The following is a 2624-nucleotide window of genomic DNA, read 5'->3' on the forward strand; positions in this document are numbered from 1 at the left end:
CGCCGCCCCCGGGCGGGATGCGGTAAAAGCTGGTCGACCTCCTGCCCACGTACAGGTAGCCCCCCGGCCCAAACTTTATGCCGCTGGGGAGCGAGAACGGTACGGTGCCGTACACCTGCTTTTCGCCTGAGGGGGAGATCTTCTCCACATTCCTGCTACCCAGGGTGACGTAGACGTTCTCATCCCGGTCGCACTCCAGGACGTATGGCTCATCGAACTCGCCATAACCACCCCAATTGAACACTCCCCGCACCAGCTTGTAGTTGACCACGTTGCTGAAGGACAACGCCCCTATCACGGCCACCTTGACCGGAATTGCATCGGCCACTATGTTGGGGCTCTTGACGAGCAGCCGCTCCGCAGAGGCCTCCAGCACCGGCACGCGCGTCTGCCCGAAGTAGACCAAGTCGTACTGCGTGGTCGGCGAAAAGTTCTGGCCGTTGATGGTTATCGTCACCAGTCCGGCCAGGGCGCTGTCCGCAGGCTCAATGGAGGTGATGACCGGGTCCGGGTTGTAGGAAGCCGAAGGATCGTACAGGCCGATGGGCTTCTCTTTCTCGCAATTGAGCCCCACGGCAACAAGGACTGCAAACACCACCAGGGTGTAGGCTAGTCGCCTCATTTCCACTCTCCTTAGCGAATGATTACGAACTTACGGAATGCCCTCTTGCCGTCCGGCGTCTCGAACAGGGCAATGTACACGCCGCTCACCACCACCTGCCGCGACGAGGTCACCGAGCTCCACTCTTCGTCGCCGCTGCCGTCGGTGTGCTCGATGGTCTCGATGAGGTCCCCCCGCTCCGTGAAAATCTTGATGGTGCACTGCGGGGGAATATCCAAGAACATCAGCTTATCCGGCTCGCCGGTGTACTGCAGGTCGCGCGCAGCGATGTTGTACGGGTTCGGCACAACGCGGATCTGGTCCAGAGAAGTGCCTGCGGCCCTGCGCAGATAAGCCGGCTCGGTGGTCTTTGTGTAGAAGCGGCTGCTGTACAGAGGCCCGGGGGGATTAGCCTCGCCGGTGGTGTTGTTGCTGCCATCGTTGTAGGCGACCAGGTAGTAGTAGTACGAGAAGCCGCGCGCCGCGGTCATGTCGTCGAAGCTGGTCTTTCCCTTGGGCACTGAGGCAATCTCTTGATACACCGTGTCCGGCTTGCCCACTGCGCGGAAAATCTTGTAACCGACGAAACCCGGCTCATCCTCCGAAGGGCTCGGCGCCCAGGAGAGCATGATGCGGTCGCCTCCTGAGCGCACCTCAAACACCGGTGGCGGCAACGGAGGCTGCGGGATCTGGTAGCCCAAGTCATAGTTGCGCTTGGCCCGACCGAAGGTCAACAGGATCGAATCCTTGCCGGTATAGACCCACGCATTCTTGTAGACGTCCTTGTTGTCCGTGGTGGAACCATCTGGCAAGGTGAAAGGCCCTTTGTCGCTGGGATTGTCGTAAGCCTGCTTCCACCGCTTGCCAATCAGCTCGCACATCTGCCTGTTCAGGCCGCTCACCCCTTCTGCCTCGACAATAGTGACGCTCTCGCCAGGCTCCAAGTCGAACGGGCCGTAGCAGATCCAGATGTTGGTACCGCCGCCGTCGTTATGCACGGTGACTGGGTCGGGGTTGGTAGCCATGTACTTTTCGTCAAAGCGCTCGTTGCCGCCCAGCCCGGTGTAGGGTTTGCCGCTCAACATGTCGTAGAGCAGGATCATGTTCCCTTCGTCGGTGGGCTGGAGATTGCCGACGCTCGGATATGTGTCGCCGGCATGCCAACCCAGCACTGTTGGCTGGTAGGGGTCGTCGCTCTTGTCCTTCGCGCTCTTGTCGACGTGCAGCACGGCGATGCCTGCATGCTGCGGTGCGCACAGGCGGCCGTTAGTGCGAATGTCGGGCCCACCGATGTTGTCGAACGCATTCTTGGTCGTTTGTCCGGCCCAGGCAAAGCCACAGCGAATCCACTGCACAATCGGATTCTGCTCGGTGATGCGCTCTTGAAAGTGCGCCGGATAGTCCTCACCTCGCTTGGTGACCCAGGTGTGCTTGCCCCAGCTCTGCCCGTCACCGATCTTGTCTGCCCCTTCCCGGCAGACGCTGTAGCGCACTCCCCAGCTGACGCGTACCCCTTTCAGCGGCGCATGCAGCTCTATCTCATCGTCATAGTCCACGTTGCCAGTGTTGGTGAACGTGTACTCCCGGATGAAGTAGTTGTCGTGGTACTGCTGGCTGAAAGCGAAGATACGTCGGGTCATGGTAAGACCCATGCTGGTGTTCACCACATTGGTGACGATGCGGTCCGGGATCTGATTAGGGTCGATCTCATCTACGTCGCCCATGTACGGAGCGGTGATGTTGATGCCGTCCACGTACACGGTCGGTTGTTCGAACTTGGCCGTCTGCTTGAGCACCATGGGGAAGAGAGAAATATCCACATAACTGGCGGCGAAGTAGATGCCGTATTTGCTCCAATGGTACCCTTTTGCGTCGGTGAAATCTTCGCAGGCGATCCACTGCCGCTGGATCACGGCATTGTCCTGCCGCGGGTAGTCGGCGGGCCAGATCATGCCCTCGTAGTAAGAGTTGTTCCAGGCGCGCTCTGAGCCGTAGGCAGAAAAGAGGCTCTGCAGCGAACCGA

The 2624-nt window shown here is 59.8% G+C and carries 2 protein-coding genes; both read right to left on the reverse strand.

Translation table 11 applies throughout. The annotated features are described in order from the left end of the window. A partial coding sequence (locus H5U38_02945; protein ID MBC7185970.1) for an IPT/TIG domain-containing protein occupies positions 1-622 on the reverse strand: 622 nt, incomplete at its 3' end. An 11-nt stretch (positions 623-633) separates the two neighbouring features. After that, positions 634-2624 (reverse strand): fibronectin (locus H5U38_02950; GenBank protein ID MBC7185971.1); only part of this gene is annotated, 1991 nt, incomplete at its 5' end.

It is taken from the genome of Calditrichota bacterium, from assembly GCA_014359355.1.
Lineage (GTDB): Bacteria > Zhuqueibacterota > Zhuqueibacteria > JANLFK01 > Oleimicrobiaceae > Oleimicrobium.